Annotated in this window: 26 protein-coding genes; 20 read left to right on the forward strand and 6 right to left on the reverse strand. The window is 70.0% G+C overall.

The window, feature by feature from the left end; all coding sequences use genetic code 11:
* Positions 1-74: 74 nt before the first annotated feature.
* On the forward strand, positions 75-536 hold the full coding sequence (locus tag G6N37_RS02755; protein WP_163675594.1) for an SRPBCC family protein: 462 nt from the start codon (positions 75-77) through the stop codon (positions 534-536).
* Positions 537-545: 9 nt separating this feature from the next.
* On the forward strand, positions 546-2006 hold the full coding sequence (locus G6N37_RS02760; RefSeq protein ID WP_163675596.1) for a flavin-containing monooxygenase: 1461 nt from the start codon (positions 546-548) through the stop codon (positions 2004-2006).
* On the opposite strand, the gene G6N37_RS02765 is transcribed toward G6N37_RS02760, so the two are convergent.
* Both G6N37_RS02765 and G6N37_RS02770 read right to left on the reverse strand, forming a co-directional pair.
* Complete coding sequence (locus tag G6N37_RS02765) at positions 1954-2442, reverse strand: GNAT family N-acetyltransferase (protein ID WP_163684510.1); 489 nt, start codon at positions 2440-2442, stop codon at positions 1954-1956. The genes G6N37_RS02760 and G6N37_RS02765 overlap by 53 nt on opposite strands.
* A 68-nt stretch (positions 2443-2510) precedes the next feature.
* Positions 2511-3089: a TetR/AcrR family transcriptional regulator gene (locus tag G6N37_RS02770; RefSeq protein ID WP_372514745.1), complete on the reverse strand. Its 579-nt coding sequence runs from the start codon at positions 3087-3089 to the stop codon at positions 2511-2513.
* Positions 3090-3257: 168 nt separating this feature from the next.
* Here G6N37_RS02770 and G6N37_RS02775 point away from each other — a divergent pair, with 168 nt between their 5' ends.
* Complete coding sequence (locus tag G6N37_RS02775) at positions 3258-4238, forward strand: Rieske 2Fe-2S domain-containing protein (RefSeq protein WP_163675602.1); 981 nt, start codon at positions 3258-3260, stop codon at positions 4236-4238.
* A gap of 6 nt (positions 4239-4244) precedes the next feature.
* On the forward strand, positions 4245-5324 hold the full coding sequence (locus G6N37_RS02780) for an NAD(P)H-dependent amine dehydrogenase family protein (RefSeq protein WP_163675605.1): 1080 nt from the start codon (positions 4245-4247) through the stop codon (positions 5322-5324).
* A 1-nt stretch (position 5325) separates the two neighbouring features.
* On the opposite strand, the gene G6N37_RS02785 is transcribed toward G6N37_RS02780, so the two are convergent.
* Entirely contained in the window at positions 5326-6672 is a 1347-nt protein-coding gene (locus tag G6N37_RS02785) for an HNH endonuclease signature motif containing protein (RefSeq protein WP_163675608.1), read from the reverse strand.
* A gap of 103 nt (positions 6673-6775) precedes the next feature.
* On the opposite strand from G6N37_RS02785, the gene dapB reads away from it, so the two are divergent.
* The 3 genes from dapB to G6N37_RS02800 are packed head-to-tail and all read left to right on the forward strand — an operon-like array spanning position 6776 to position 8428.
* Complete coding sequence (dapB, locus tag G6N37_RS02790) at positions 6776-7513, forward strand: 4-hydroxy-tetrahydrodipicolinate reductase (RefSeq protein WP_163675611.1); 738 nt, start codon at positions 6776-6778, stop codon at positions 7511-7513.
* A 7-nt stretch (positions 7514-7520) separates the two neighbouring features.
* Entirely contained in the window at positions 7521-7976 is a 456-nt protein-coding gene (locus tag G6N37_RS02795) for a hypothetical protein (protein WP_163675614.1), read from the forward strand.
* Positions 7973-8428: a flavodoxin family protein gene (locus tag G6N37_RS02800; RefSeq protein ID WP_163675617.1), complete on the forward strand. Its 456-nt coding sequence runs from the start codon at positions 7973-7975 to the stop codon at positions 8426-8428. The genes G6N37_RS02795 and G6N37_RS02800 overlap by 4 nt, the downstream gene beginning before the upstream one ends.
* Here the strand turns inward: G6N37_RS02800 and G6N37_RS02805 are convergent.
* A complete protein-coding gene (locus G6N37_RS02805; protein WP_174813783.1) occupies positions 8425-9258 on the reverse strand; it encodes a thioesterase family protein in 834 nt (277 codons plus the stop codon). The two genes, G6N37_RS02800 and G6N37_RS02805, sit on opposite strands and share 4 nt — an antisense overlap.
* A gap of 39 nt (positions 9259-9297) precedes the next feature.
* On the opposite strand from G6N37_RS02805, the gene G6N37_RS02810 reads away from it, so the two are divergent.
* Together G6N37_RS02810 and G6N37_RS02815 are read left to right on the forward strand one after the other, a co-directional pair.
* Positions 9298-10833, forward strand: coding sequence for a class I adenylate-forming enzyme family protein (locus G6N37_RS02810; protein WP_174813784.1), 1536 nt, complete (start codon positions 9298-9300; stop codon positions 10831-10833).
* Positions 10830-14069 carry an acetyl-CoA carboxylase family protein gene (locus tag G6N37_RS02815; protein WP_163675622.1) on the forward strand — a complete coding sequence of 1080 codons (3240 nt, stop codon included), beginning with the start codon at positions 10830-10832 and terminating at the stop codon, positions 14067-14069. The genes G6N37_RS02810 and G6N37_RS02815 overlap by 4 nt, the downstream gene beginning before the upstream one ends.
* An 11-nt stretch (positions 14070-14080) precedes the next feature.
* Here the strand turns inward: G6N37_RS02815 and G6N37_RS02820 are convergent, their stop codons facing one another.
* Complete coding sequence (locus tag G6N37_RS02820; protein ID WP_163675624.1) at positions 14081-14428, reverse strand: PE-PGRS family protein; 348 nt, start codon at positions 14426-14428, stop codon at positions 14081-14083.
* 90 nt (positions 14429-14518) lie between these two features.
* Between G6N37_RS02820 and G6N37_RS02825 the strand changes: the two genes are divergently transcribed.
* Genes G6N37_RS02825 through G6N37_RS02835 form a run of 3 tightly spaced genes read left to right on the forward strand, consistent with a single transcriptional unit; the run spans position 14519 to position 17579 of the window.
* Entirely contained in the window at positions 14519-15295 is a 777-nt protein-coding gene (locus G6N37_RS02825) for an SDR family oxidoreductase (protein WP_163675626.1), read from the forward strand.
* A 2-nt stretch (positions 15296-15297) separates the two neighbouring features.
* Positions 15298-16491: an acyl-CoA dehydrogenase family protein gene (locus tag G6N37_RS02830; RefSeq protein ID WP_163675629.1), complete on the forward strand. Its 1194-nt coding sequence runs from the start codon at positions 15298-15300 to the stop codon at positions 16489-16491.
* Positions 16488-17579 (forward strand): acyl-CoA dehydrogenase family protein, encoded by a 1092-nt coding sequence (locus G6N37_RS02835; protein WP_163675634.1) that lies wholly within the window; start codon positions 16488-16490, stop codon positions 17577-17579. The genes G6N37_RS02830 and G6N37_RS02835 overlap by 4 nt, the downstream gene beginning before the upstream one ends.
* Positions 17580-17642: 63 nt before the next feature.
* Here G6N37_RS02835 and G6N37_RS02840 read toward each other — a convergent pair whose 3' ends face one another.
* Complete coding sequence (locus G6N37_RS02840; RefSeq protein ID WP_163675637.1) at positions 17643-18392, reverse strand: dienelactone hydrolase family protein; 750 nt, start codon at positions 18390-18392, stop codon at positions 17643-17645.
* 224 nt (positions 18393-18616) lie between these two features.
* On the opposite strand from G6N37_RS02840, the gene G6N37_RS02850 reads away from it, so the two are divergent.
* From G6N37_RS02850 to dapA, 8 genes are all read left to right on the forward strand, one after another.
* Entirely contained in the window at positions 18617-19417 is an 801-nt protein-coding gene (locus tag G6N37_RS02850) for a thymidylate synthase (RefSeq protein ID WP_163684514.1), read from the forward strand.
* Positions 19414-19911 carry a dihydrofolate reductase gene (locus G6N37_RS02855; RefSeq protein ID WP_163675639.1) on the forward strand — a complete coding sequence of 166 codons (498 nt, stop codon included), beginning with the start codon at positions 19414-19416 and terminating at the stop codon, positions 19909-19911. The genes G6N37_RS02850 and G6N37_RS02855 overlap by 4 nt, the downstream gene beginning before the upstream one ends.
* Positions 19912-19996: 85 nt before the next feature.
* Entirely contained in the window at positions 19997-20698 is a 702-nt protein-coding gene (locus G6N37_RS02860; RefSeq protein ID WP_163675641.1) for a DivIVA domain-containing protein, read from the forward strand.
* An 18-nt stretch (positions 20699-20716) separates the two neighbouring features.
* A complete protein-coding gene (locus G6N37_RS02865; protein WP_174813903.1) occupies positions 20717-21961 on the forward strand; it encodes a winged helix-turn-helix domain-containing protein in 1245 nt (414 codons plus the stop codon).
* Entirely contained in the window at positions 21961-23334 is a 1374-nt protein-coding gene (locus G6N37_RS02870) for a class I SAM-dependent DNA methyltransferase (RefSeq protein WP_163675643.1), read from the forward strand. Before G6N37_RS02865 ends, G6N37_RS02870 begins: the two co-directional genes overlap by 1 nt.
* Complete coding sequence (locus G6N37_RS02875) at positions 23331-24392, forward strand: restriction endonuclease subunit S (protein ID WP_163675645.1); 1062 nt, start codon at positions 23331-23333, stop codon at positions 24390-24392. The genes G6N37_RS02870 and G6N37_RS02875 overlap by 4 nt, the downstream gene beginning before the upstream one ends.
* Positions 24393-24402: 10 nt before the next feature.
* The gene (gene thyX, locus G6N37_RS02880; RefSeq protein WP_163675647.1) at positions 24403-25155 is read left to right on the forward strand and encodes an FAD-dependent thymidylate synthase; all 753 of its coding nucleotides are present in this window, start codon (positions 24403-24405) and stop codon (positions 25153-25155) included.
* 62 nt (positions 25156-25217) lie between these two features.
* Complete coding sequence (dapA, locus tag G6N37_RS02885; protein WP_163675648.1) at positions 25218-26120, forward strand: 4-hydroxy-tetrahydrodipicolinate synthase; 903 nt, start codon at positions 25218-25220, stop codon at positions 26118-26120.
* Positions 26121-26123 lie beyond the last annotated feature (3 nt).

Raw genomic sequence — 26123 nt, forward strand, 5'->3', positions numbered from 1 at the left:
CACTCAAGTGTGGAGAAAGTTCCGATGGGCCGCAATCGAGGTGAAACCGCGCGCGTGCTGGCTATGATCGGCCGATGACTGCCCCTTGTGTGACGGCGACCGTGCAGGTCGATGCCCGCCCCGACCTGGTGTATCGGCTCATCACCGACCTGCCCACGCTGGCCTCGCTGGCCGAGGAGGCGGTGGCGATGGAGTGGCGCAAAGGCGATGCCCCGCGTCCGGGGGCCGTGTTCACCGGTCACAACGCAAGCAGCAAGCGGCGCTGGCGCACCACGTGCACGGTCACCGATGCGGAACCGGGTCGCGTCTTCGCGTTCGACGTGCGGCACACCGTCGTCCCGATCGCGCGCTGGCAATACGACATCGAGGCCGCCGACGGCGGTTGCCGGGTCACCGAAAGCACCTGGGACCGCAGGCCCGGCTGGTTCCGCAAGATTGCCGGCAGGGCCACCGGCGTTCCGGATCGCGCGGCCGCCAACGCCGAGCACATCCGGCTGACCTTGCAGCGCCTCAAGCAGCGCGCCGAGTCCGCGTAGTCGGCGACCATGCGACGCGACCCCACCGTAGCCGTCGTCGGAGCGGGAATGTCGGGATTGTGCGTCGCGATTGCCTTGCTGCGCAACGGGATAACCGATGTCACTCTCTACGAGAAGGCCGACGAGGTCGGCGGGACCTGGCGGGAAAACACCTACCCCGGCCTGGTCTGCGACATCCCGTCGCGGGTCTACCAGTACACGTTCGCCCGAAACCCCAACTGGTCGCACCTCTTCTCGCCCGGTGGCGAGATCCAGGACTATTTCCGCGGCGTCGCCGACCGCTTCGGGCTGCGCGACCGCATCCGGTTCGGCACCGAGATCGCCCATGCGGAATTCGAGGGCGGCCGCTGGCGGCTGCGCACGCAGGCCGGAGCGGAATCGACCGTCGACTTCCTGATCTGCGCCACCGGCGTGCTCCATCACCCGCGCCTGCCGTCGATCCCCGGCCTGAATGACTTCGGCGGAAACGCTTTTCACTCGGCGCGCTGGGACCATTCCGTCGAACTGCGGGGCCGGCGGATCGCGATCATCGGCAATGGGTCGACGGGAGTGCAGCTCGTGTGCGGCCTGACGGGTGTGGCGGGCCGGGTGATGCTCTTCCAGCGCACCCCGCAGTGGGTGTTGCGGCTGCCAAACCCCCGATACAGCAGGCTCACCAACATCACCCACAACAGATTCCGCTGGCTCGACCGGTTGGCCTACCGCTGCTACAGCTCCGGCTACGACCTGTTCGCCGCCGGGCTGACCAAGCCGGGCCTGCGCCGAAAGATCATGGGAGCGCTGTGCCGCGCCAGCCTGCGCGAGGTCCGCGACCCCGAGTTGCGCCGGGCGCTGACGCCCGACTACACGCCGATGTGCAAACGGCTGGTGATGTCCAACGGCTTCTACCGCGCCGTCCAGCGCGACGACGTCGACCTGGTGACCGCCGCCATCGACCACGTGGAGCGCCGCGGCATCGTGACCGATGACGGCGTCCTGCACGAGGCGGACGTCATCGTCCTCGCCACCGGGTTCGACAGCCACGCGTTCTTCCGGCCGATGCAGCTCATTGGCCGCGACGGCATCGCGGCCGACGACGTCTGGCGCGACGGCCCGCAGGCCTACCAGACCGTGGCGCTGCCGGGCTTCCCGAACTTCTTCATGATGCTGGGGCCGCACAGCCCGGTCGGCAACCTCGCGCTGACGACCGTCGCCGAATCGCAGGCCGACCACATCCTGGGGTGGATTCAACGTTGGCGCCGTGGGGAATTCGACACGGTGGAGCCCACCTGGCCCGCGACCGATGACTTCAACGCGAAGCTGCGCGCCGCGATGCCGAACACGGTGTGGACCACCGGTTGTCACAGCTGGTACCTGAACAAAGACGGGGTGCCCGAGGTGTGGCCCTTCACGCCGGCCGAACATCGCGCCATGCTGGCTAACCCCGATCTCGGACAGTACGACTTGCGCCGGCGCGTCGCCGCCGGTTGAGTCGATAGCCCAGATGGGCGACCTTGACGCCGGGCAGCGGCTCCCAGTCCAGGGTGCGGCCGTCGACGTGAAAGTCGTTCCGCTCGTAGAAGGTCCGCGCTTGGGCGTTGCGTTCCGCGCACCACAAGACGACGTCACCCGGCGGGCTTTCGCTCAGAGCCGTGGCGAGCAGGCGGCCCCCGACCCCGTGGTGTTGGTATTCGGCCGCGATGTACAGCGAGTCGAGCTCGACCTGCTCGGGGTTGGCGGGATCCGGGCCGAAGATGGTCATTCCGATTGTGCGGGAACCGGATTCCGCCATCCACATGCTCCAGTCGCGACGCTGCAGGATTCGCGGGTACGCCAGGATGGCCCAGCGCCGCGGCGACCCGAGGACGTCGAGCGTGGCGTCGGGCAGTATGCCCGCCCAGGACCGCCGCCAGACCGGATAGTGCATCTCGGCGACCCGGGCGAAATCGTTCGGCCCGGCTCGGCGGATCGCGACGTCACCCAAAACGTCACCGGTCAGCACGGGCGGGATTGCTCCAGGTACGCGGCCAGCGCGTTGGTCAGGCCCTGCCGCGCCAGATCCAGGTCGGCGTAGGAGCCGAGCTGGCGTTCGGACACCAGCCCGCGCATCGCGCCGGGGATCAAGGCGGCCACCTCGCGCACCCGATCGGGGTCGACGTCCAGACCGGCGAAGGCGTTCTGGCAGGTCTCCAGCCAGCTCTTGCCCCAGGAGAACAGCTCGGCGGCGGTGCGCGGGAACAGACGCTCGAGCTCGGCGGGGTTGCGGGGGAGCGCCGCCCGCAGGTTCTCGATCGCGCGGGAGTCCGGCGACGCCAACCCGTCGTAGAGGGTGTCGATGATGGCGCCGACCCGCTCGCGCAGGGGCGCGTCCGGCGAGATCGGCGCCGACAGCGTCGAGAACGTCGCCGCGCGCCGCTCGGCGGTGCGGTGCAACACGGCCGCCCAGAACCCGTCGGTGTCGCCGAACTGGTATTGCACGGCTCCCCAGGTGGCGCCGATTTCCTTGGCGATGCGATTGGCCGACACCGAACCCGGGTCGCCGGACGCCAGCGACTTGAGCGCGGCTTCGAGCATGTTCTCGCGCGTGGCGTTGCCACGCCGGTTGGGGCGCCGGCTCCCGGTTCCGGGCGCGCTAACCTGCCGCGTCATCGGACGAGCCTATCGCGCCCGCAGTTTCATAGAGGGTACTTTGATTTGGTGTGGGATCCCCGCCTATGATCTGTTCTCAAGGAGGGATCCCGCATGGCCAAGCCGCCGCTGTCGATGAAACCCACGGGCTGGTTCCAGGTCGCCTGGTCCGACGAGATCGCGATGGGCGACGTGCACACGATGAGGTACTTCGACCAGGAGATGGTGGCGTGGCGGGCCGAGTCCGGGGAACTCACCGTGATGGACGCCTACTGCGAACACCTCGGCGCACATCTGGGTTTTGGCGGGCAGGTCGTCGGTGAGGTGCTGCAGTGCCCGTTCCACGGGTGGCAGTGGAACGGGGAGGGCCGCAACGTCCGCATTCCCTACCAGGATCGCCCCAACCGCGGCCGGCGCATCCGCACCTACCCCGTGGTGGAACGCAACGAGTCGGTCTACATCTGGCACGACGTCAAGCGCCGCGAGCCCTACTTCGACGCGCCGGACGTCTTCGGCGCGTTCGGCGACGGCAGCAGCTCGGACGACTATTACCCGCAGCAGCGGTTGTACCGGCGGGCCTTGGAGCTGCATCCGCAATACGTGCTCGAAAACGGCGTCGACTTCGCGCATTTCAAGTTCGTGCACAAGACGCCCATCGTGCCGGTGTTCACCCGCCACGACTTCGCCGAGCCGGTGTCGTTCGTCGACTTCACCATCACGTTCGAGGGTGACGACGGGCAGAAGATCGAGGACGTCAACAGCGGCGTCGAGGCGATCAACGGCGGGCTGGGCATCGCGGTGACCAAGAGCTGGGGGATGATCGACAACCGCACCATCTCCGCGGTCACCCCGGTCGACGAGTTCACCTCCGACGTCCGGTTCATGGTCTACATCGGCCGGTCCCCGGGCAAAGACCCGGCGCGCGCCGAGCGCAAGGCGGCCGAGTTCGGCCGCGAGGTGATCCGCCAGTTCGAGCAGGACATCGAGATCTGGCAACACCAGCGCTACTCCGACCTGCCGGCGCTGGCCACCGACGAGTACGAGGGCTTCACCGCAATCCGCAACTGGGCCAAACAGTTCTATCAGGAAGGCTGAAGCCGAATGAACGCACCCATCCGCGTCTTCCAGGTCGCCACCGGAAACGTCGGCTCGGAGATGATCAAGCGGATCGCCACCCGGCCCGATCTCGAACTCGTTGGCGTGCACTGCTATTCGCCGGAGAAGATCGGCAAGGACGCGGGGGAGCTCGCCGGCGGGGCACCCAACGGGGTGAAGGCCACCGGCACCGTCGAGGAAATCATCGCCGCCAGGCCGGACGTGCTCACCTTCCACGGCGTGTTCCCCGACGAGGACCTCTACGTCAAGGTGCTCGAGGCGGGCATCAACGTCGTCACCACCGCCGACTGGATCACCGGCTGGCACCGCGACAAGAACCATCCGCACCCGTCGGGCAAGCCGGTGAGCCGGCTGCTGGCCGAGGCCTGCGACAAAGGCGGCGCGACGTTCTACGGGACCGGGATGAACCCGGGCCTGAACCAGATACTGGGCGTGGTGTGTTCGGCCGACGTCGCCGACATCGAGAACGTCACCACCATCGAGTCCGTCGACGTCTCGTGCCACCACTCCAAGGACACCTGGATCGAGGTGGGCTACGGCCAGCCGGTCGATGACCCGCAGATCCCGGCCAAGCTGGAGAAGTACACCCGCGTCTTCGCCGACAGCGTGCTGATGATGGCCGATTGCTTCGACCTGACGCTCGACGAGGTGAAGTTCAGCTACGAGCTGGGCGCCTGCACCAAGGACGTGGACCTGGGCTGGTACACCCTGCCCAAGGGCTCGCTGGGCGGCAACTACATCAAGTACCAGGGCATGGTGGACGGGGTTCCCCGCGTCGAGACGCACCTGGAGTGGCAGATGACCCCGCACACCGATCCGAGCTGGAACATCAAGGGCTGCTACATCACCCAAATCAAGGGCGACCCGTGCATCTACAACAAGCACATGATCTTCCCCAAGCCCGGCGTGGACCTGTCCAATCCGGACAACTTCGCCTCCATCGGCATGACCGTCACCGGCATGCCCGCGCTGGCCGCGATCAAATCGGTGGTGGCGGCGCCGCCGGGCCTCATCACCAGCGCCGACCTGCCGCTGCGCGGGTTCGCCGGGCGCTTCAAGGCCTAGGTCAAGGATCCGCACGGCGTTCCGGGTGGTGGTAGTCGTTGGTGCCCGGGCCGCGACCTGAGCGCGGCGGCGGGATCCATTCGGTGCGACCGTTCGGGAGTTTTCTTGTCCACCAGCCCTTTTCGATCAGCTTGTGGTGCGGCGTGCAGGCGAAGGTGAGTCTGTCGGCGTCGGTGAGGCCGCCGGCGGCCCACTCGTCGACATGGTGGACCTCGCACCAATAGCCCGGCGCGTCGCAGCCGGGATGCGTGCAGCCGCGGTCCTTCGCGTAGAGGACGACGCGCTGGTCCGGGCCGGCGATTCGCCGCGACCGGCCCAGATAGATCGGGCGGCCCGAGTGTTCATCGAAGACCGCCAGATAGTGGTAGGCGTGGCGGGCCATCCGGATCACGTCGCGCATCGGCAGCACCGTTCCGCCGCCCGTGACCGCCCGCCCCGTGGCCGCCGTCAGCTCCTGCAGCGTGGTGGACACGATGACGGTGACCGGCAATCCGTTGTGCGAGCCCAGTTTCGGGTCGCCCAGCCGGGCGCGGACCGCCGCGTTGAGCGCATCATGCTGGCGCTGCGCATGGCTGCGCGAGTCACCGCTCGCGGCCTCGTCGCTGGGTTCGCCTTCGACGCAGGGCGTTTCATCATCCGGATTGCACATGCCGGGGGCCGCGAACCGCGCGAGCCAGGCGTCGAGATCGGCCCGCAGCTCCGGCGAGGCGACCAGCTTTCCGACGCTCATCCCGTCGAGGCGCTGCCCCGTCCAGGCGAAGCCGCGCTGCCGCGCGCGGTCGGCGTCGGAGAATTTCCCGTCCGGGTTGATCCGCAGCGCACACTGGTGCGCGACCTTTTCCAGCTGGTCGGGACGCAACCCGACCGCCTGCTGGGCCAGGAATTCTTCGGCGGCCCCCACCGTTTCGACGGGCACGGCGTCCGGGAGGCCGCGCACGAACGCCTGGATCACCCGCAGGTGCCCTGCGTCGAGGGCCCCGTCCCGCCACGCCCGCGCGGTGGCGGGCAACTCCGGTGGCAGCTCCTGACCGGTCAGGGTCACGCGCGGCGAAAGCTGCCTGGCCTCCCGAACCCGCCGGCACGCGTCGGCATAGCTGATCCGCAACCAGTCGCCGATCACCTTGTGGACCGGACCGCCGATATCGGCGGGATCCTCCCGCGCCAGCCCCGCGATCACGTCGTGGCTCGTCGCGACCTGACGCCGGCGCGAGGTCTCCAGGTGCTCCAGCACCCGCAGCCGGATCACCGGGCTCAGCGCGCCGAAGTTCAGCCCGCGCACGGCCGCGTCGGCCGCGTCCAACGCGTCCAGCGCGGCGGCCACGTCGGGCGGAACCTCGATCGAACCCATGTTCGAACGCTATCCGTCAAGGGCGGCACCGGCCACCCGAAATGCGACGGCTGTGGATAAACACCCAACTGTGGATGAATCGGCCCGGTCTAGGGTGAAGCCCATGCGGGTAGGCGTCTTGGGAGCCAAGGGCAAGGTCGGTTCGGCGATGGTGGCGGGCGTGCAGGCCGCCGAGGACCTGACCCTGTCGGCGGAGGTGGACGCCGGCGATTCACTCAGCCTGTTCACCGATTCGGACACCGAGGTGGTCATCGACTTCACCCACCCCGACGTGGTGATGGGCAATCTGGAGTTCCTGATCGGCAACGGGATTCACGCCGTCGTCGGCACCACCGGCTTCACCGCCGGACGCCTGGAGCAGGTGCAGGCCTGGCTGGCGAAAAGCCCCACCACGTCGGTGCTGATCGCACCGAACTTCGCGATCGGCGCGGTGCTGTCGATGCATTTCGCCAAGCAGGCGGCGCGCTTCTTCGACTCGGTGGAGGTGATCGAGCTGCACCATCCGCACAAGGCCGACGCCCCGTCCGGAACGGCCGCGCGCACCGCCAAGCTGATCGCCGAAGCGCGAAAAGGACTGCCGCCCAATCCCGATGCCACCAGCACCAGCCTTCCCGGCGCCCGCGGTGCCGACGTGGACGGCATCCCCGTGCACTCGGTGCGGCTGGCCGGGCTGGTCGCCCACCAGGAGATCCTGTTCGGCACCGAGGGGGAGACGCTCACCATCCGCCACGACAGCCTGGACCGCACGTCGTTCGTGCCGGGCGTGTTGTTGGCGGTGCGGCGCGTCAAGGAAAGGCCCGGCCTCACCGTGGGGCTCGAGCCCCTGCTCGACCTGCGGTGAACCTGCAATGAACGCCGCCCTGCGCACCCAGATGCTCATCGCGTTTCTCTGCGTCGCGATGCTGGCCTACTTCGTGCTGCTGGGGCGGATGGCCGTCGCGATGATCGCCTCGGGCCGGGCGGCCGCCGTGGGGCTCGGGCTGGCGGTGTTGGTCATGCCCTTCATCGGGCTGTGGGCGATGGTGGCGACGCTGAGGTCCGGGTTCGCCCACCAGAGGCTGGCCCACCTGATCGCGGCGGACGGAATGGAGCTCGACACCAGCGCTCTGCCGCGGCGCGCGTCGGGCCGCATCGAGCGCGCCGCCGCCGACGCGCTGTTCGCCTCGGTGCGCACCGAAGTCGAAGACCACCCCGACGACTGGCGCCGCTGGTACCGCCTGGCCCGCGCCTACGACTACGCGGGGGACCGTCGCCGGGCGCGGGAAGCCATGAAGACGGCGCTCGAATTGCAGGGCCGCCGATGAGCAAGACGCTGCTGATCGTCCACCACACACCGTCGCCGCATTGCCAGGAAATGTTCGAGGCGGTCGTGGCCGGTGCGACCGACCCCGAGATCGAGGGCGTCGAGGTCCTTCGGCGACCGGCGCTGACCGTGTCGCCGGTCGAGATGCTGTCGGCCGACGGCTACGTGTTGGGCAGCCCCGCGAACCTGGGCTACATGAGCGGCGCGCTCAAGCACGCGTTCGACTGCGCCTACTACCAGCTGCTGGACTCGACGCGCGGGCGCCCGTTCGGGCTGTACCTGCACGGCAACGAGGGCACCGAGGGTGCCGAGCGTGGCGTCATGTCGATCACCACCGGGCTGGGCTGGACGAAAGCCACAGAGACAGTGGTGGTTTCGGGCCAGCCGGACAAGGGCGACCTGCAGGCCTGCTGGGAACTCGGCGCGACGGTGGCCGCCCAGCTGATGGCCTAGCCATGAGTCGGCTGGAACGCCTCGGCCGGTTGGGCCAGCGCCAGCGCCGAGCTGGTGCCGATCGGCCCGTGCCGGTCGAACAGGGTGGCGGCGCCGGTGGCCACCCCGGCAGTGGCGTAATGGCTTTGCGCCGCCAGCCCCACGTACTCGCCGTCGGGCAGGCGGCTGGCGGTGACCGTGTAGTCGGCGTTGATGTAGCGCAGTCCGCCCGTGCCCCAATGGGTCAGCGAACTCGTGATGTCACCGACGAAGGCCAGCCGGGTGAACGGCGTCAGCGGATGGCCCTGCACCATCGGGCGAAAGACCCTCGTCCAGGCGAACTTCTGCGAGTGGGACTGTTCCCACTCGCCGGCCGCGATGCCCGGGCTGCCCGCTTCGGTGGCGCCGTACCCCCAGATGAGGAACGGCATGTCGGACGGGAAGCCCTCGGAATCGGCCGGAAGCGGCGGCATGGCCAGGGGCGCGGACCACACCGCCCCGTCGGGATGCGCCCCCCGGCGCAGGAACAGCGCGCTGGCCCGCGCGACGGTGTTGCCGTTCTGCACCAGTGCGGCGTCGACCAGTTTGATCCGCCGGCCCTCCCGCTGCACCGACGTCCGAATCCGGACCGGCTCGAGCAGCGCCGGCCGCAGCAGGTCGACCGTGAATCGGGCCGGCTGGAAGTCCGGCTCGATGCCGGATTGCTCTATGCCCCAAGCCAACAGGCCGCCGACGTTCTGGCCGCCCATCGCGGCGCCCCACGGCCCCCGCGTCAGCACGCCCGGAACGTACGAGTCACCGTCGACAGTGAAGAACGCCTCGGGCATGATGGCGGCATCGTCGATCGTCACCGTCATCACGATAGGACACGCCGATAGTAAGGACCGGGCATGCCTCCAGTGATCGAAATTCCGCGCGCACACAACCCGTTCCCCACCACAGGCGTGACCCGTGACGCCGACGGCATCCCGCACTACGACGAACTTCCGGCCACCCTGCTGGACATGCTCGCCGAACAGGTCGAGCAGCGCCCGGGCAGCGAGGCGCTGGTCGAACTCGGTGCCGGTCGGCTGACCTACCGGCAGCTGTGGGACCGCGCGGCGCGCGTCTCCGGCGGCCTGCGGGCCGCCGGGCTGCGACCCGGTGACCGCGTCGCGGTGCGTTACCCCGCCGGCATCGACTGGGTGCTGGCGTTCTGGGGCACGGTGATGGCCGGCGGCGTTGCGGTGGCGGTCAATACGCGCTCGGCGCAACCAGAGGTCGACTTCGTCCTCTCCGACTCCGGGGTGACCGTGGACCTGGCGGCCGGCGCGCCGCTGCCCGACGGACCGCCGTACGTCACAGAGCGACTCGAGCGCACCGACGTGGCCGCGCTGTTCTACACCTCGGGCACCACCGGCCACCCCAAGGGGGTCCCGACCACCCACGAGGCCTTCCTGACCAACACCGAGAACGCGATTCGCTGTCTCGACCAGCCGCGCGACCTGGGCGACGCCATGCGCACGCTCATCTCGGTGCCGCTGTTCCACGTGACCGGGTGCAACACGCAGCTTCTGGTCGCCGCCCGGTTGGGCGGGGCCTCGGTGATCATGCCCGCCCTCAACCTGGACGCGTTGATCGCCACGCTGAGCGCCGAGCGCATCTCCGTCATGGTTACCGTTCCGGCGGGCTACGCATTGATGTTGCGGCACAACGCCTTCCCCGACGCCGACGTGTCCGGTGTCCGCTGGGTGGGCTACGGCGGGGCCCCGATCGCCCCGTCGTTGGTGCGGGCGGTGCAGAGCGCCTTCCCCCAGGCCACGGTGTTCAACGGCTACGGCATGACCGAGACGGCCTCGCTGATGACCGTGCTGCCCAGCCGCGACGCCGTCGAGCACGCCGACTCGGTCGGGTACGCGGTCCCGTCCGTCGACCTCGGGCTGGTCTCGTTCGGCGGCGATGAACCGGGAGTCGGTGAGCTGGTGGTGCGCGGCGCCAACGTGACCGCCCGGTACTGGAACCGCCCGGAGGCGACCGCGGCCACCATCGTGGACGGCTGGCTGCACACCGGTGACGTGGTCCGGGTCGACGAAGCGGGCCGGGTGCACATCGTCGACCGGCTCAAGGACATCATCAACCGCGGCGGTGAGAACGTGTCCAGCGTCGAGGTGGAATCCGTGCTGCTGGCGGCGCCCCACGTCGCGGACGCGTGCGTGCTGGCGGTTCCCGACGACGTCATGGGGGAGAAGGTTGGTGCGGTGTTGTTCGGCGGCGCCGACGAGATCGACGTGCCGGCGGTGCTCGACCACTGCCGCGAGCAGCTCGCCGACTTCAAGGTGCCGCAGTACGTCACGGTGGTCGATAAGGCGCTGCCGCGCAACGCCGGCGGCAAGCTGCTGAAGGGCAAACTCCGTGAGCAGGTGCGGTGGGGGGAGCCGCTGCGATGAGCGCGACCGTGCTGGTCGCCAACCGCGGCGAGATCGCGCTCCGAATCATCCGCACGACAACAGAATTGGGGATGCGAACGGTCGCGGTCTACGCCGAGGACGATGCCGAGAGCCCCCACGTGCACGCCGCCGACGAGGCGATCGGCCTCGCGGGTGCCGGGCCGCGGGCCTACCTGGACCAGCCCGCGATGCTGGCCGCGGCCAAGAGCTCCGGCGCGGAGCTGATCCACCCGGGTTACGGATTCCTCAGTGAGAACGCCGAATTCGCCCGCGCCTGCGCCGGTGCCGGGTATACGTTCGTGGGGCCGGACGCCGACGCGCTCGAGCTGGTGGGCAACAAGTCCGCCGCCCGCCGCGCCGCCGTCGCCGCCGGGGTGCCGGTGTTGCCCGCGACCGACGGGCCGAGCAGCGTCGCCGACATCGAGGCGTTCTTCGCCGCCCACGGCGGCGCCGTCATCATCAAGGCACTCGCCGGCGGGGGCGGGCGGGGAATGCGCGCGGTGCGCGGCGCCGGGGAGATCGGCGACGCCTACCGACGGTGCGCCGCGGAGGCGCAATCGGGCTTCGGCGACCCCGCCCTGTACGCCGAGGCGCTGCTCGACGGCGCGCGGCACATCGAGGTCCAGGTCGTCGCCGCCCCGGCCGGGCACCAGACCCGCGCACTCGCGCTCGGCGACCGCGACTGCAGCATCCAGCGGCGCTACCAGAAGCTCGTCGAAATCGCGCCCGCCCAGGGGCTTTCCGACGGTCTGCGGCGCGACCTGCACCAGGCGGCGGCCCGGCTGTGCGCGCGGGTCGGCATGCGCGGGCTGGCCACGGTCGAATTCCTGGTCACCGGTGAGGATTTCGTGTTCCTGGAAGTCAACCCGCGAATACAGGTGGAGCACACGGTCACCGAGGAGACGACCGGGTTCGATCTGGTGGCCATCCAGCTGGCGATCGCCGGGGGCGCCTCCTACTACCAGCTCGGGCTGCCGGCCGGAATCGCCTCCGACGGCAACGAAGTCATCGGTGAGCCCGCCGCGCATCGCGGCATCGCGATCGAGGTCCGGGTCAACATGGAGACTTTCGGCCCGGACCTGTCCGTCGTGCCCGCCGCCGGCGCGCTCACCGCGTTCTCGCCGCCGAGCGGGCCGGGGATCCGCGTCGACACGTACGGCCGGGCCGGGCTGGTCGTCAACCCGCAATACGACTCGCTGCTGGCGAAGCTCGTCGCCCACGTGCACGCGTCGTCGCCGCACGCGGCGGTACGCAAGGTGCGCACGGCCCTCGCCGAGTTCGGCATCGAGGGCGTCCGCACCAACGTCGAATTCCTGCGCGAGCTGCTGCGTGACCCCGCCGTGGAATCCGGTTGCGTGAGCACGGGTTTCCTCGACGCGAAGCTGCCCGAGCTGGCGGCGGCGGTGTCGTCGCACCAGCACGACGTCCGCGCCGCACCGGTCGAGCTCTACCCCGGCGAGGACGTGCTGCGGGCGCAGTTGGCCGGCACCGTGGTCGAGGTGGTGCCCGAGGGCGCCGAATACCCGGCGGGCTGCCAGCTCGTCGTCCTCGAGGCGATGAAGATGCAGCATGTGCTCGTCGCACCGGATGCGCTGCGGACCGTTCGCGGTCTGGTGGCCCCCGGGCAGGTCGTCGGAACCGGCGACCCGTTGCTGGTCTTCACCCGCACGGGCACCGCCGCCGGTGGCGACTCAGCCACGGCCGCAACGGATCTCGACCGTCCGCGCGCCGACCTCGACGAGGTGCGCAGACGGCGCCTGTTCACCCTGGACGAGGGGCGCGAGGCCGCCGTGGCCAAGCGGCACAGCCAAGGTCGCCGCACCGCGCGGGAGAACATCGCCGATCTGATCGATCCCGGTAGCTTCGTCGAATACGGCGCGCTGGCGATCGCCGCACAGCGCAGCCGGCGCTCGGAAGAAGACCTGATCGCCAACACACCGGCGGACGGCCTGGTGGCCGGCCTGGCCACGATCGGAGCGGATCGCTTCGGGCGGGCCGCGGCCGAGGCGGTCGTGGTGTCCTACGACTACACCGTCCTGGCCGGCACGCAGGGCATGCGCAACCATGCCAAGACCGACCGCGCGTTCGACCTCGCCGCCCGACGGCGGCTGCCGGTGGTGCTGTTCGCGGAGGGCGGCGGTGGCAGGCCGGGCGACACCGACGTCGGCGGCGCCGCGGGGCTGGACGTGCCGACCTTCCGGATGCTGGCCGCGCTGAGCGGCCGGGTGCCGTTGATATCGATCGTTTCCGGCAGGTGCTTCGCCGGCAACGCCGCGCTGGCCGGGGTGTGCGACGTGATCATCGCGACGCCCGACGCCAACATCGGGATGGGCGGGCCGGCCATGATCGAGGGCGGCGGGCTCGGGGTGTACCCGCCGGAGGCGATCGGGCCGATCGGCGTGCAGCGGCGCAACGGCGTCGTCAGCCTGGTGGCCCGCGACGAGGCGCACGCGGTCTCGCTGGCCAAGCGTTATCTGTCGTATTTTCAGGGCGCCCTGGACGACTGGGCGGCGCCGGATCCGCGGCTGGCCCGGCATGTGGTGCCGCAGAACCGGTTACGCGCGTATGACGTCCACCGGGCGATCGCGGCGATCGTCGACACCGGGTCGGTGCTGGAGCTGCGGCCGGACTACGGCGTCGGCATCGTCACCGCGCTGGTCCGCGTCGAGGGGGCGGCGTACGGGCTGATCGCCAACAGCACCCACCACCTCGGCGGCGCCATCGACGCCGAGGCCGCAGACAAGGCCGGCGACTTCCTCGCCCTGTGCGAGTCGTTTCGGCTGCCGGTGATCTCGCTGTGCGACACCCCCGGCTTCATGGTCGGGCCCGACGCGGAGAAGGAAGCGGCGGTGCGGCGGTTCGGGCGGATGTTCGTCCTGGGCGCGCGGCTGACCGTCCCGCTCGGAATGATCATCCTGCGCAAGGGATACGGGCTCGGCGCGATGGCGATGGCCGGCGGTTCCTTCCGCGCCCCGCAGTTCACCATCGCCTGGCCCACCGGCGAGATCGGCGGGATGGGGCTCGAAGGCGCGGTGCGCCTCGGGTTCAGCAAGGAGCTGGCGGCCGAGGGCGACCCCGTCAAGCGCCAGGAGCTGTTCGACAAGCTGGTGGCGGCGGCCTACGAGCACGGCAAGGCGCTGCGGTCGGCCACCACGTTCGAGCTTGACGACGTCATCGACCCCGCGGACTCCCGGGCCTGGATCGCCAGGCTCCGGGAGCCACGCAGATCGAACTGATCAGGGACCGATCAGGCGTGGCCGGAACCGCAGCCGACGCCGGGCAGGCAGCCCTGGCCGCCCGGCACGCCGCCGGGACCGGCGAACTGTCCGCCGGAGCCGCAGCCGACGCCCGGGACGCAGCCCTGGCCGCCGGGACCGCCGCCGGGGCCGTTGAACTGGCCGCCCGAACCGCAGTTGCCGTTGGCGTCACAACCACCGCCGCCCGGGTCGTCCTTGAACACCACGTGCGTGGGCGCCGCGGACGGGGCGGGCGCGGGACCAACAGAATCGGTGATGGCGATCGGCGCAACCACGATTGCCGCGGCCGCAGCCCCGCCCATCACCAGTCTTTTCGTGAGGGTTAATTTCGAGGACATGCGTTTCGCATACCACGCACGGACAGGTGTAAACATCCATCTAGCGAAACGGGACACCGCTGGCTATCGCGCGACGGAAGGCGCATCACGATGACCTCACTGGATCTGACCGGCCGAACCGCGATCGTCACCGGCGCCTCGCGCGGGATCGGGCTCGCGATCGCCCAGCAGCTGGCGGGCGCCGGGGCCAACGTGGTGCTCACCGCGCGCAAGCAGGAGGCCGCCGACGAGGCCGCCGCCCAGGTCGACGGCAACGCCCTCGGCGTCGGCGCGCACGCGGTCGACGAGGACGCCGCCCGGCGGTGCGTGGACCTCACGCTGGAGCGTTTCGGCAGCGCCGACATCCTGATCAACAACGCGGGCACCAACCCCGCCTACGGTCCGCTGATCGACCAGGACCACGCCCGATTCACCAAGATCTTCGACGTCAACTTGTGGGCCCCGCTGCTGTGGACCTCGCTCGTCGTCAAGGCGTGGATGGGCGAACACGGCGGCGCGATCGTCAACACCGCCTCCATCGGCGGCCTGCACCAGTCACCGGCCATGGGGATGTACAACGCCACCAAGGCCGCGCTGATCCACGTCACCAAGCAGCTGGCGCTCGAGCTCTCGCCCCGCGTCCGCGTCAACGCCATCGCCCCCGGCGTGGTGCGCACCCGGCTGGCCGAGGCGCTGTGGAAGGACCACGAGGATCCGCTCGCGGCCTCGATCGCGCTCGGTCGCATCGGGGAGCCCGCCGACGTGGCCGGCGCCGTGGCCTTCCTGGTTTCCGACGCCGCGAGCTGGATCACCGGCGAGACGATGGTCATCGACGGCGGCCTGCTGCTCGGTGCCGCCCAGGGCTTCCAGACTCGACCGCAGGGCTAGCCGTGAGCTCCGACGATCTGGCGGCCGGCCTCGAGGCGCGGGTGCAGGCGCTGCTGGACGACCACGACCCCGCCACCACCGAGCCGCGGGAATTCCTCGGCGCCCAGTACGACGCGGGCCTGGCCTGGGTGTACCTGCCGCAGGGCTTCGGCGGGCTGGGCCTGCCGCGCAAGGCCCAGGAACTCGTCGACGCAAAGCTGGCCGCCGCGGGGGCGCCCGTGGGCGGCACCGCCAAGAATTTCATCGGAATGGGGATGGCGGCCCCCACCATCGCGGCCTTCGGGACCGACGAACAGAAGCGAAAGTTCTTGCGCCCCTTGTTCACCGGTGAGCAGGTCTATTGCCAGTTGTTCAGCGAGCCCGGCGCGGGCTCCGACCTGGCCGGGCTGGCCACCCGCGCGGTGCGCGACGGCGACGACTGGATCGTCAACGGGCAGAAGGTGTGGACCTCGATGGCCCAGCACGCGCAGATGGCCATCCTGGTCGCCCGCACCGACCCGACGGTGCCCAAACACTTTGGCCTGACGTACTTCCTGTGCGACATGACGCAGCCGGGCGTCGACGTGCGCCCCCTGCGTCAGATCACCGGCGAGGCCGAATTCAACGAGGTGTTCCTCACCGACGTGCGGGTGCCCGACGCGAACCGGCTCGGCCCGGTCGGCGGCGGCTGGCGGGTCGCGACCACCACGCTCAACAACGAGCGCGTCGCCATCGGCACCCGCGCCGGAACTCCGCGCGAGGGCGGAATCATCGGCAAGGTCACCAAGGCGTGGCGGGACGAGCCGCGGCTGCGCGACCCGGCGATGCACGACGAGCTGATGAAACTGTGGGTCGACGCCGAGGTCCTTCGGCTGGCCGGTGAGCGGCTGCGCCAGCAGGCCCAGGCCGGTCAGCCCGGCCCGGAAGGCGCGGGCATGAAAGTGGCCTTCGCCCGCCTCGCGCAAGCCATCTCGGGGTTCGACATCGAGCTGCACGCCGAGTCGGGGCTGCGCTACGACGACTGGACCATGCGCCGGACCGAAGTCGTCGATCTGATCGGACGCGAGCCCGGCTATCGCTACCTACGCGCCCGCGGCAATTCCATCGAGGGTGGCACCTCGGAGATCCTGCGCAACACCATCTCCGAGCGGATCCTGGGCCTGCCGGGTGAGCATCGCGTCGACAAAGACGTCGCGTGGAAGGACCTGAACCGGTGAGCGACCTGCTCTACTCCGACACCGAGGAGGCGCTGCGGGACAGCGTCCGGCATCTGTTCGCCGACCGCTGCCCGCCCGAATCGGTGGCACACGCCTATGACCCCGAACCACGGGACTTTTCGGGCGTTTGGCGGACCCTGGCCGGCGAGCTGGGAGTGGCCGGGCTGCTGGTTCCCGAATCCCTCGGCGGAGCGGGCGCAAGCGCGCGCGAGGCCGCGGTCGTCATGGAGGAGATCGGCCGGGCCGTCGCGCCGGTGCCGTTCCTGTCCAGCGCGGTGCTTGCCACGGTCGCGCTACTGCGTGCCGGCGACACCGAGACCGTGTCCGCGCTGGCCCGCGGCGAACTGACCGCCGCGTTGGCGGTGGCGCTGCCGACCGCGCCCGGCGATCCGGTCGCGGCGGTGACCCGCGGCGCCGACGGGCTGAGCGGATCGGTCACCAGCGTCGCCGGTGCCGCCGAGGCCGACGTGCTGGTGGTGCCGGTCGCCGGCCCGGACGGACTCGAGCTGCACACCGTGCCGCGCACCGCGGCCGGTGTGGAGGTGTCGCCGCTGCTGGCGCTGGACATGACGAGACCCCTTGCCGACGTCAGGTTTTCGGGTGCGGAATCGGCATACGTCGGGCCGGCGGACGGACCGGTCGGCGAGGCGCTGCGCACCGGGGCCGCCCTGCTCGCCTCCGAGCAACTCGGCGTCGCCCAGTGGTGTTTCGAGACCACGCTCGATTACGCCAAGCAGCGCAAGCAATTCGGCCGCGCGATCGGCTCCTACCAGGCGATCAAACACCGGCTGGCCGACCTGTGGTTCGAGGTCGGCGCCGCGACGGCGGCCGCCCGCTACGCCGCCGACACCTGCGCCCGCGACGACGTGGACTCGACCGTCGCGGCGGCCCTGGCCCAGGCGTATTGCAGCGGCACCGCCGTGCACGCGGCCGAGGAGTGCGTACAGCTGCACGGCGGCATCGGCATGACGTGGGAGTATCCCGCGCACCTGTACCTCAAGCGGGCCAAGAGCGACCAGTTGATCTTCGGCACCGCCTACCGTCACCGCGCCCGGCTGGCCGAACTGGTGGACCTGCCGCCGAATTAGGTGCGCATTGCTTCTCAGCTCCGCGGTCGGCCCGTTGCGGCGAGACCGCTGCCGCAGAGCGGGTTAGCGCGGTAACGCGGAAGCGAAGACCTCGCTCATGGCCTGCCAGTGCCGTTCGGCCGCTGCCGGATCGTACGGCGCATTGTCCGGAACCGCGAACCCGTGGCCCGCCGGATACCACTCGATGGTGTGGCGCACGCCGGCCGCCGTCAGCGCCTTTTCGAGCTGCTCGGCGTGGTCGCGCGTGAAGGACGCGTCGTCCTTGGCGCCACCCACGTACACCGTGGCGCTCATCCGGTCGGCGAGCAGGTGTGGGCTGTCCGCGGTGTCGGTCACCAGGCCGCCGCCGTGGAACGACGCCGCGGCGGCGACGCGCTCGGGCACCCGGCCGGCGACGATCAGCGACGTGCGCCCGCCCATGCAGTAGCCGCACACGCCGAAACGATCCCCGCAGACCTCGGGGCGGGCCGCCAGGTAGTCGAAGAACGCGGCGGCGTCGCTGGCCATCTTGTCCGGCGTGACGCTGCCGATCATGCCGAACAGCCGCTTGCGTTCCCGCTCGTCACCGAACACGGTGGCCATGTCGAACGGCGCCCAATCGCCGCTGCGGTAGTACACGTCGGGAAGCAGCACGGTGTAGCCGTATCCGGCCAACTTGGCCGCCATGTTCTCGAACGTGTCGCGCACCCCGCCGGCGTCGGGGTACATGACCACGCCGGGCCACGGGACCTGGGCTTGCGGACCGTCGGGGGTGAACAAGTGGACGGTGCAGGTTCCGTCTGCGGTGGTGATGGTGTCGATGATGTTCGGCATGGCACCCGTTCTACTCTGTGCGCCCAGAGCGGGATTTATTGGCGTCGACCCGCCGCGCCCGGCTTCGCCGCGCTTGCGATCGCCGCTGAATATTTTGGGCGTCGACCCGCCGCGCCCGGCTTCGCCGCGCTTGCGATCGCCGCTGAATATTTTGGGCGGCGACCCGCCGCGCCCGGCTTCGCCGCGCTTGCGATCGCCGCTAAGCTGGCCGCGTGCCGATCGCAGTGCCGATTTCGACGCCCTACGAGGACCTGCTGCGCCTGGTGCTCGAGCGGGGCACGGCCAAATCCGACCGCACCGGCACCGGCACCCGCAGTCTGTTCGGCCAGCAGTTGCGCTACGACCTGTCGGCCGGCTTCCCGCTGATCACCACCAAGAAGGTGCATCTGAAGTCGGTCGTCTACGAGTTGCTGTGGTTCTTGCGCGGCGACTCCAACGTCGCCTGGCTGCACGAGCACGGTGTCACCATCTGGGACGAATGGGCAAGTGACACAGGCGATCTCGGACCGATCTACGGTGTGCAGTGGCGATCCTGGCCGACGCCGACGGGCGAACACGTCGACCAGATCAGTGCGGCGCTGGACTTGCTGCGCACCGACCCGAACTCCCGGCGCATCATCGTTTCGGCGTGGAACGTCGGGGAGATCCCGCAGATGGCGCTGCCGCCGTGCCACGCGTTCTTCCAGTTCTACGTGGCCGACGGGCGGCTGAGCTGCCAGCTGTATCAGCGCAGCGCCGACCTGTTCCTCGGGGTGCCGTTCAACATCGCCAGCTACGCGCTGCTCACCCACATGATGGCCGCCCAGGCCGGTCTGGCGGTCGGTGAGTTCGTCTGGACGGGCGGCGACTGCCACATCTACGACAACCACGTCGAGCAGGTGCGCACCCAGCTCAGCCGCGAGCCACGGCCCTACCCGGAACTGGCACTGGCGCAGCGGGATTCGATCTTCGACTACACCTACGACGACATCGTGGTGAAGAATTACGACCCGCACCCGGCGATCAAAGCCCCCGTCGCTGTATGACCGACCTCGGTCTGGTCTGGGCTCAGTCGACGTCCGGCATCATCGGCCGTGGTGGTGACATCCCGTGGCGAGTGCCCGAGGACCTGGCCCGCTTCAAGGAGCTGACCATCGGCCACACCGTGGTCATGGGCCGGCGCACGTGGGAGTCGCTGCCGGCGAAGGTCCGGCCGCTACCCGGCCGCAGGAATGTCGTACTCTCGCGTCGGAGCGACTTCGCGGCCGACGGGGCGCAGGTCGTCGAGTCGCTCGACGCGGCCCTTGCCGGTTCCGGGGACGAGCCCGAGACCTGGGTGATCGGCGGCGAGCAGGTCTACCTGCTCGCGCTGCCGCGCGCCACCCGGTGCGAGGTCACCGAGGTCGAAGTCGACCTGCGGCGCGACGACGACGACGCGCTGGCGCCGGTGCTCGACGACAGTTGGCTGGGCGAGACGGGGGAGTGGCAGGTCAGCCGCACGGGGCTGCGGTACCGGCTGCACAGCTACCGTCGGGCGTAGTCCTCGGTCTCCGCGCCCGTGACATACTCGGACGCGGGGTCGGTCTCACCAGGTCACCACGCGTTGCCAGAAGGGGGAAATGGCAGTGACAACCGAACCCACGAAGACGTTCAACCGCATGTTCAGGGGCTACGACCCGTCCGCGGTCGATGCCCACATCGAGATGCTGACCACCAAGCAGCGGTTGCTGCTCGACGACGTCGAGAGCCTGCGGAACCGGCTGAAGGAGGCGGGCGACCAGACGGCCGCGCTGCGCAAGGAGGTCGCCGTCCTCACCGACACCTCGCCCTCACCCCACGCGATGCAGCGCCGGATGGCGCAGATGCTCAACCGCGCGGTCGACGAGGTCGCCGAGATGCAGGCGGAGGCGCGCAGCGAGGCGGACGCGCTGATCGCGGCCGCCCAGGCGGAGGTGGAGGCCGCGCAGCGAAAGCACGAAGAGGAGTTGGCGGAGATGGCCGCCCAACGACAAGCCATGGAAACCGATTACGAGGAAACCAAGAAACAGCTCGAGGCCGAACTGGCCGGCATGCGAGCCGAAACCGAAGCGGCGATCGACAAGGCGTGGCGGGACGCCCAGCGGGAGGCCGATCACTATCGTGAGCAGGCCCGGCGCGCGGCGGACGAGGCGATCCAGCAGCGGATCAGTGTCCTCGAGCAGCTGATGGGCGTGTACCGCGACCTGGAAGCCGTCCCGGCCGCCCTCGAAGCGGCCTACCAGGAACAGAAGAACTCGCCGGAGCCGAGCGTCGTGGTGCCGCTGGAGGGGAAAGTCAGCGCGGGCTAGCCGCGTCGCCGCCGAGCGCTGTCGTACCCGGGCGGTATTCTCGGCGCCGTGTCGATCCGGATCCCCAGGCTGTCGGCCGCGCAAGCCCGGCGGATCGCCGTTGCGGCCCAAGGCTTTAGCGAGCCGCGGCCGGCCGGTTCGATCACCCGCGCCCACCTGAAGCGGCTGATCTCGAGAATCCAAGTGCTGCAACTCGATTCGGTGTCGGTCGCGGTGCGCGCCCACTACGCGCCGGTGTTCAGCCGGCTCGGCCCGTACGACCGCGACGTGCTGGACCGTGCGGCCTGGGGCCCGCGTTCGTCGCGGCTGCTGGCCGAGTACTGGGCGCACGAGGCGGCGCTGATGGCCGTCGACGACTGGCCGCTGCTGCGCTGGCGGATGCGCCAGTACCGGCACGGTCGCTGGGGCACCCACATCGTCAAGGCCAACCCCCGGCTCGCCGAGGGCATCGTCGCCGCCGTCGCCGAGCTGGGCCCCAGCACCGCCGGGCAGATCGAAGCGCACCTGGCCGCCGAACCGCGCAGGAAAAGGGGCACCTGGTGGAACCGCAGCGACACCAAGTGGGTCGCCGAGGCGCTGTTCGCGGCCGGCGTGCTCACCACGGCCACCCGGGTGGGCTTTGCCCGCCACTACGACCTGGTGGAGCGGGTGCTCCCGGCGAGCGTGCTGGCCCGCGAGGTCGACGATGCCGAGGCCGTCCGGGAACTCGCGCTGCGCGCCGCCACCGCGCTGGGGGTGGCGACCGAGGCCGACATCCGCGACTACTTCCGGCTCTCGGCCCAACAGGTCAAGCCGGCCGTGGCCGACCTGGTGGCGGCGGGCGAGATCGAGCGGGTCGAGGTGGACGGCTGGCCCGCGCCGGCCTATCTGCGCACCGGCAGGCCGGTGCCGCGCTCCGACCGCGGCACCGCGTTGCTGTGCCCGTTCGACCCGCTGATCTTCTTTCGCCCCCGGGTGGAGCGGCTGTTCGGGTTTCATTACCGCATCGAGATCTACACCCCGGCCGCCAAGCGTCAATACGGCTACTACGTGTGGCCGCTGCTGATGGACGGGCAACTGGTCGCGCGGGTCGACCTCAAGGCGGACCGGGACGGCGACACGCTGCGCGTCTTGGGCGCGTTCGGCGAGGCTGACACCCCGCGGCCGCGGGTGGTCGCCGCGCTGGCCGGTGAGCTGCAGTCCATGGCGTCGTGGCTGGGCCTGGGCGGCTACAGCGTCGCGACCCGGGGCGACCTCGCGGCCGACCTGCGGGCGGTCGGCTGATGCGGGCCACGGACAAAGACCTCGAAGACACGCTCTGGAAGGCGGCCAACAAGCTGCGCGGCTCCCTGTCGGCCAGCCAGTACAAGGACGTGATCCTCGGGCTGGTGTTCCTCAAGCACGCCTGCGACTCGCAATGGAAGTCGTTGACGCACAACGCGGAATCGCCCGACATCGGCCGCCTCGTCGACGACGCGATGCAGGCGATGTCGCTGCCACGGCTGTGTGAAAACCTCGACCGGCGCAGGCTCGGTGAGTTGCTGCGCCTCCTCGACACCGCGCGGATCGGCGAACGGGGCCGCGCCCGGGACCTGCTGGGCGAGGTGTACGAGTACTTCCTGGGCAACTTCGCGCGCGCGGAGGGCCGTCGCGGCGGCGAGTTCTTCACCCCGCCCAGCGTGGTCCGGGTGATCGTCGAGGTGCTGGAACCCGCCGGCGGGCGAGTCTATGACCCGTGCTGCGGCTCGGGCGGGATGTTCGTGCAAACCGAACGGTTCATCGCCGAACACGACGGCGATCCCGCGAACGTCACGATCTTCGGACAGGAAAGCGTCGAGCAGACCTGGCGGCTGGCGAAGATGAACCTCGCCGTGCACGGCATCGACGACAGCGGCCTGGGCGCGCGCTGGGGCGACACGTTCCTCGAAGACCGGCACGCCGGCGTGCAGATGGATTACGTGATGGCCAACCCGCCCTTCAACGTCAAGGACTGGGCCCGCGACGAACACGACCCGCGCTGGCGTTTCGGCGTACCGCCCGCCGGCAACGCCAACTACGCATGGATTCAGCACATCCTGTCCAAACTGGCCCCGGGCGGAAAGGCCGGCGTGGTCATGGCCAACGGATCGATGTCGTCGAATGCGCTCGGGGAAGGCGACATCCGCGCGCGTATCGTCGACGCCGACCTGGTGTCGTGCATGGTCGCCCTGCCCGCGCAGCTGTTCCGTAGCACATCGATTCCGGTGTGCCTGTGGTTCTTCGACACGGACAAGGGCGAGCGGTCCGGGCAGGTGCTGTTCATCGACGCCCGCGGGCTCGGCCACCTGGTGAACCGCGCCGAGCGCGCGCTGACGCACGAGGAAGTCGTCCGCATCGGCGACACCTATCACGCGTGGCGGAGATCACCATCAGCCATCGCGAAAGGCCTTGCTTATCAGGATATTCCGGGTTTCTGCGGATCGGTGTCGCTCGGCGACGTCGCCGCGGCCGGCTATACGCTTACGCCCGGCCGTTACGTCGGGGCGCCCGCCGCCGAGGACGACGGCGAGCCGGTCGAGGAGAAGATCGCCCGGCTCAGCGGCGACCTGCTGGCGGCGCTCGACGAATCCGCCCGGCTGGAAGGCGTTGTGCGCCAACACCTGGAGCGCCTGCGGTGACGACCACGCTGGGCGACCACCTGATCTTCGGCACCGGGAGCAGCGCGCCGCCCGGGGTGCCGGGCGCAGGGTTCCGCGTCTACGGCGCCAACGGGGCCATCGGTTACGCCGCCGAACACAACGCGGCGGGTCCGCTGATCGTCCTCGGGCGCGTCGGGTCCCAGTGCGGCAGCCTGCGGTATTGCGCCTCCGACGTCTGGGTCACCGAGAACGCATTGGTGTGCCGGGCCAAAGATCCTGGCGAGACGCGGTACTGGTACTACGCGCTGCACACCTGCCGGCTGGCCGATCACCGCTCCGGATCGGGACAGCCGCTGCTCAGCCAGCGGATCCTGCGTGCCGTCGCGGTGCGCAGCGTGGGCGCGCCGCAGCGCCCGGCGATCGCCGGGCTGCTCGGCGCCCTCGACGACAAGATCTCCGCCAACGCGCGGGTGATCGAGACGGCCGAGAACCTGATGGTGGCCGTCGCGGGCTCGGTGCGCGACCGCGTGCCGCTGTCCAGCCTGGCGGGCCGGTCGACGGCATCGGTCAACGTGGCCGAATTCGACGACGTGGTCGCGCACTTCAGCCTGCCGGCGTTCGACGACGGGGCGAACCCGCGCGTCGTGCCCGCCGAGTCGATCAGGAGCGCCAAGCTTCTCCTGACGGAGCCGTGCGTGTTGTTCGCGAAGCTCAACCCCCGCATCCCGCGGATCTGGAACGTGGTGAGCCTGCCGCCGGAAATGGCCTTGGCCAGCAGCGAGTTCGTCGTCCTGACGCCGAGGCGCGTCGACGCGTCGGCCCTGTGGGCGGCCGTGCGGCAGCCAGATGTCTCCGATCGGCTGCAGCGTCGGGTCGCCGGGACGTCCGGGAGCCATCAGCGGATCCCGCCGCGCGACCTGATGGAGGTTGCGGTCCCGGACGTCCGGCGCCTGACCGCGGCGGCCCGGCAAACGATCACCGGCCTGGGGGCGCTGTGCCACGCCCGCCGCACCGAAAGCGTGCGGTTGTCCGCCTTCCGCGACGCGCTGCTGCCGCCGCTGATATCGGGTGAGCTGTCGCTACGGTCCCCACGTTAAGGTGAGCGCCGTGGCCGAGACCGCGCCGCTACGCGTGCAACTGATCGCCAAGACCGAGTTCCTGGCCCCGCCGGACGTCCCGTGGACCACCGACGCCGGCGGTGGCGCGGCGCTGGTCGAGTTCGCCGGCCGCGCCTGCTACCAGAGCTGGTCCAAACCCAATCCCAAGACCGCGACCAACGCCGGCTACATCAAGCACATCATCGACGTGGGGCATTTTTCCGTCCTCGAACACGCCAACGTGTCGTTTTACATCACCGGCATCTCCCGATCGCTCACGCACGAGCTGATCCGGCACCGGCATTTCTCGTACTCGCAGCTGTCGCAGCGCTACGTGCCCGAGGGCGACTCGCGGGTCGTCCTGCCACCGGGCATGGAGGACGACCCCGAACTCCGGCGCATCCTCACCGAGGCCGCCGATGCCAGCCGGGCGACCTACGCCGAGCTGCTGGCCAAGCTCGAGGCCAAATTCGCCGACCAGCCCAATGCGGTGTTGCGCCGCAAGCAGGCGCGTCAGGCCGCCCGCGCCGTGCTGCCGAACGCGACCGAGACCCGCATCGTGGTGACGGGCAACTACCGGGCCTGGCGGCACTTCATCGCCATGCGCGCCAGCGAGCACGCCGACGTCGAGATCCGGCGGCTGGCCATCGAGTGCCTGCGCCAGCTTGCCGGCGCCGCGCCCGCGGTGTTCGCCGACTTCGAGATCTCGACGCTGGCCGACGGGACCGAGGTGGCCACCAGCCCGCTGGCGACCGAGGCCTGAGTTCCCCGGCCGGCACCGCGCCGTTGCTAAAGACCTTGCCGCCGCCAGGTAACCTGAAGACCGTGAGCACCGTCGGATTCGACGCCCCGGCACGGTTGGGAACCGTACTGACCGCGATGGTGACACCGTTTGCTCCCGACGGCTCGCTCGACACCACCGTGGCGGCACAACTGGCGAACCACCTGGTAGACGCCGGGTGTGACGGCCTGGTGGTCTCCGGAACCACGGGCGAATCGCCCACCACCACCGACGACGAGAAGCGCGAGCTGCTGCGCGTCGTGCTGGAGGCGGTGGGTGACCGCGCCCGGGTCATCGCCGGGGCGGGCACCTACGACACCGCGCACAGCATCCGGCTGGCCCGGGCCTGCGCGGCCGAGGGTGCGCATGGACTGCTGGTGGTCACCCCGTACTACTCGAAGCCGCCGCAGAGCGGGCTGATCGCGCACTTCACCGCCGTCGCCGACGCCACCGAGTTGCCGGTGCTGCTCTACGACATCCCGCCGCGCTCGGTGATCCCCATCGAGACCGAGACCATCCGCGCGCTGGCCGCCCACCCGAACATCGTGGGAATCAAGGACGCCAAAGCCGACCTGCACAGCGGCGGCCAGATCATCGCCGAGACCGGGCTGGCCTACTACTCCGGTGACGACGCGCTGAACCTGCCGTGGCTGGCCATGGGCGCCACCGGCTTCATCAGCGTGATCTCTCATCTGGCCGCCGGTCAGCTGCGAGAAATGTTGTCCGCCTTCGCTTCCGGCGACATCGCCACCGCGCGGAAGATCAATGTCACCGTGGCGCCGTTGTGCGACGCGATGAGCCGGTTGGGCGGCGTGACGATGTCCAAGGCGGGTCTGCGCCTGCAGGGCATCGAGGTTGGCGATCCCCGGTTGCCGCAGATGCCGGCGACGCCCGAGCAGATCGATGCGCTGGCCGCCGATATGCGCGCGGCGTCGGTGCTCCGGTGAGCC

Origin of the sequence: Mycobacterium seoulense, assembly GCF_010731595.1 — a bacterium.
GTDB classification, from domain to species: Bacteria; Actinomycetota; Actinomycetes; order Mycobacteriales; family Mycobacteriaceae; genus Mycobacterium; species Mycobacterium seoulense.

Bases quoted from the DNA above. Each gene is read 5' to 3' on its own strand.
- G6N37_RS02775 (WP_163675602.1), top strand. From the start codon at position 3,258: ATGGCCAAGCCGCCGCTGTCGATGAAACCCACGGGCTGGTTCCAGGTC.
- G6N37_RS02760 (WP_163675596.1), top strand. From the start codon at position 546: ATGCGACGCGACCCCACCGTAGCCGTCGTCGGAGCGGGAATGTCGGGA.
- G6N37_RS02820 (WP_163675624.1), bottom strand. From the start codon at position 14,428: ATGTCCTCGAAATTAACCCTCACGAAAAGACTGGTGATGGGCGGGGCT.
- G6N37_RS02855 (WP_163675639.1), top strand. From the start codon at position 19,414: ATGACCGACCTCGGTCTGGTCTGGGCTCAGTCGACGTCCGGCATCATC.
- G6N37_RS02825 (WP_163675626.1), top strand. From the start codon at position 14,519: ATGACCTCACTGGATCTGACCGGCCGAACCGCGATCGTCACCGGCGCC.
- dapB (WP_163675611.1), top strand. From the start codon at position 6,776: ATGCGGGTAGGCGTCTTGGGAGCCAAGGGCAAGGTCGGTTCGGCGATG.
- G6N37_RS02770 (WP_372514745.1), bottom strand. From the start codon at position 3,089: ATGCTCGAAGCCGCGCTCAAGTCGCTGGCGTCCGGCGACCCGGGTTCG.
- G6N37_RS02870 (WP_163675643.1), top strand. From the start codon at position 21,961: ATGCGGGCCACGGACAAAGACCTCGAAGACACGCTCTGGAAGGCGGCC.
- G6N37_RS02800 (WP_163675617.1), top strand. From the start codon at position 7,973: ATGAGCAAGACGCTGCTGATCGTCCACCACACACCGTCGCCGCATTGC.
- G6N37_RS02780 (WP_163675605.1), top strand. From the start codon at position 4,245: ATGAACGCACCCATCCGCGTCTTCCAGGTCGCCACCGGAAACGTCGGC.
- G6N37_RS02840 (WP_163675637.1), bottom strand. From the start codon at position 18,392: ATGCCGAACATCATCGACACCATCACCACCGCAGACGGAACCTGCACC.
- G6N37_RS02785 (WP_163675608.1), bottom strand. From the start codon at position 6,672: ATGGGTTCGATCGAGGTTCCGCCCGACGTGGCCGCCGCGCTGGACGCG.
- G6N37_RS02795 (WP_163675614.1), top strand. From the start codon at position 7,521: ATGAACGCCGCCCTGCGCACCCAGATGCTCATCGCGTTTCTCTGCGTC.
- G6N37_RS02765 (WP_163684510.1), bottom strand. From the start codon at position 2,442: ATGCACTATCCGGTCTGGCGGCGGTCCTGGGCGGGCATACTGCCCGAC.
- G6N37_RS02810 (WP_174813784.1), top strand. From the start codon at position 9,298: ATGCCTCCAGTGATCGAAATTCCGCGCGCACACAACCCGTTCCCCACC.
- G6N37_RS02755 (WP_163675594.1), top strand. From the start codon at position 75: ATGACTGCCCCTTGTGTGACGGCGACCGTGCAGGTCGATGCCCGCCCC.
- G6N37_RS02815 (WP_163675622.1), top strand. From the start codon at position 10,830: ATGAGCGCGACCGTGCTGGTCGCCAACCGCGGCGAGATCGCGCTCCGA.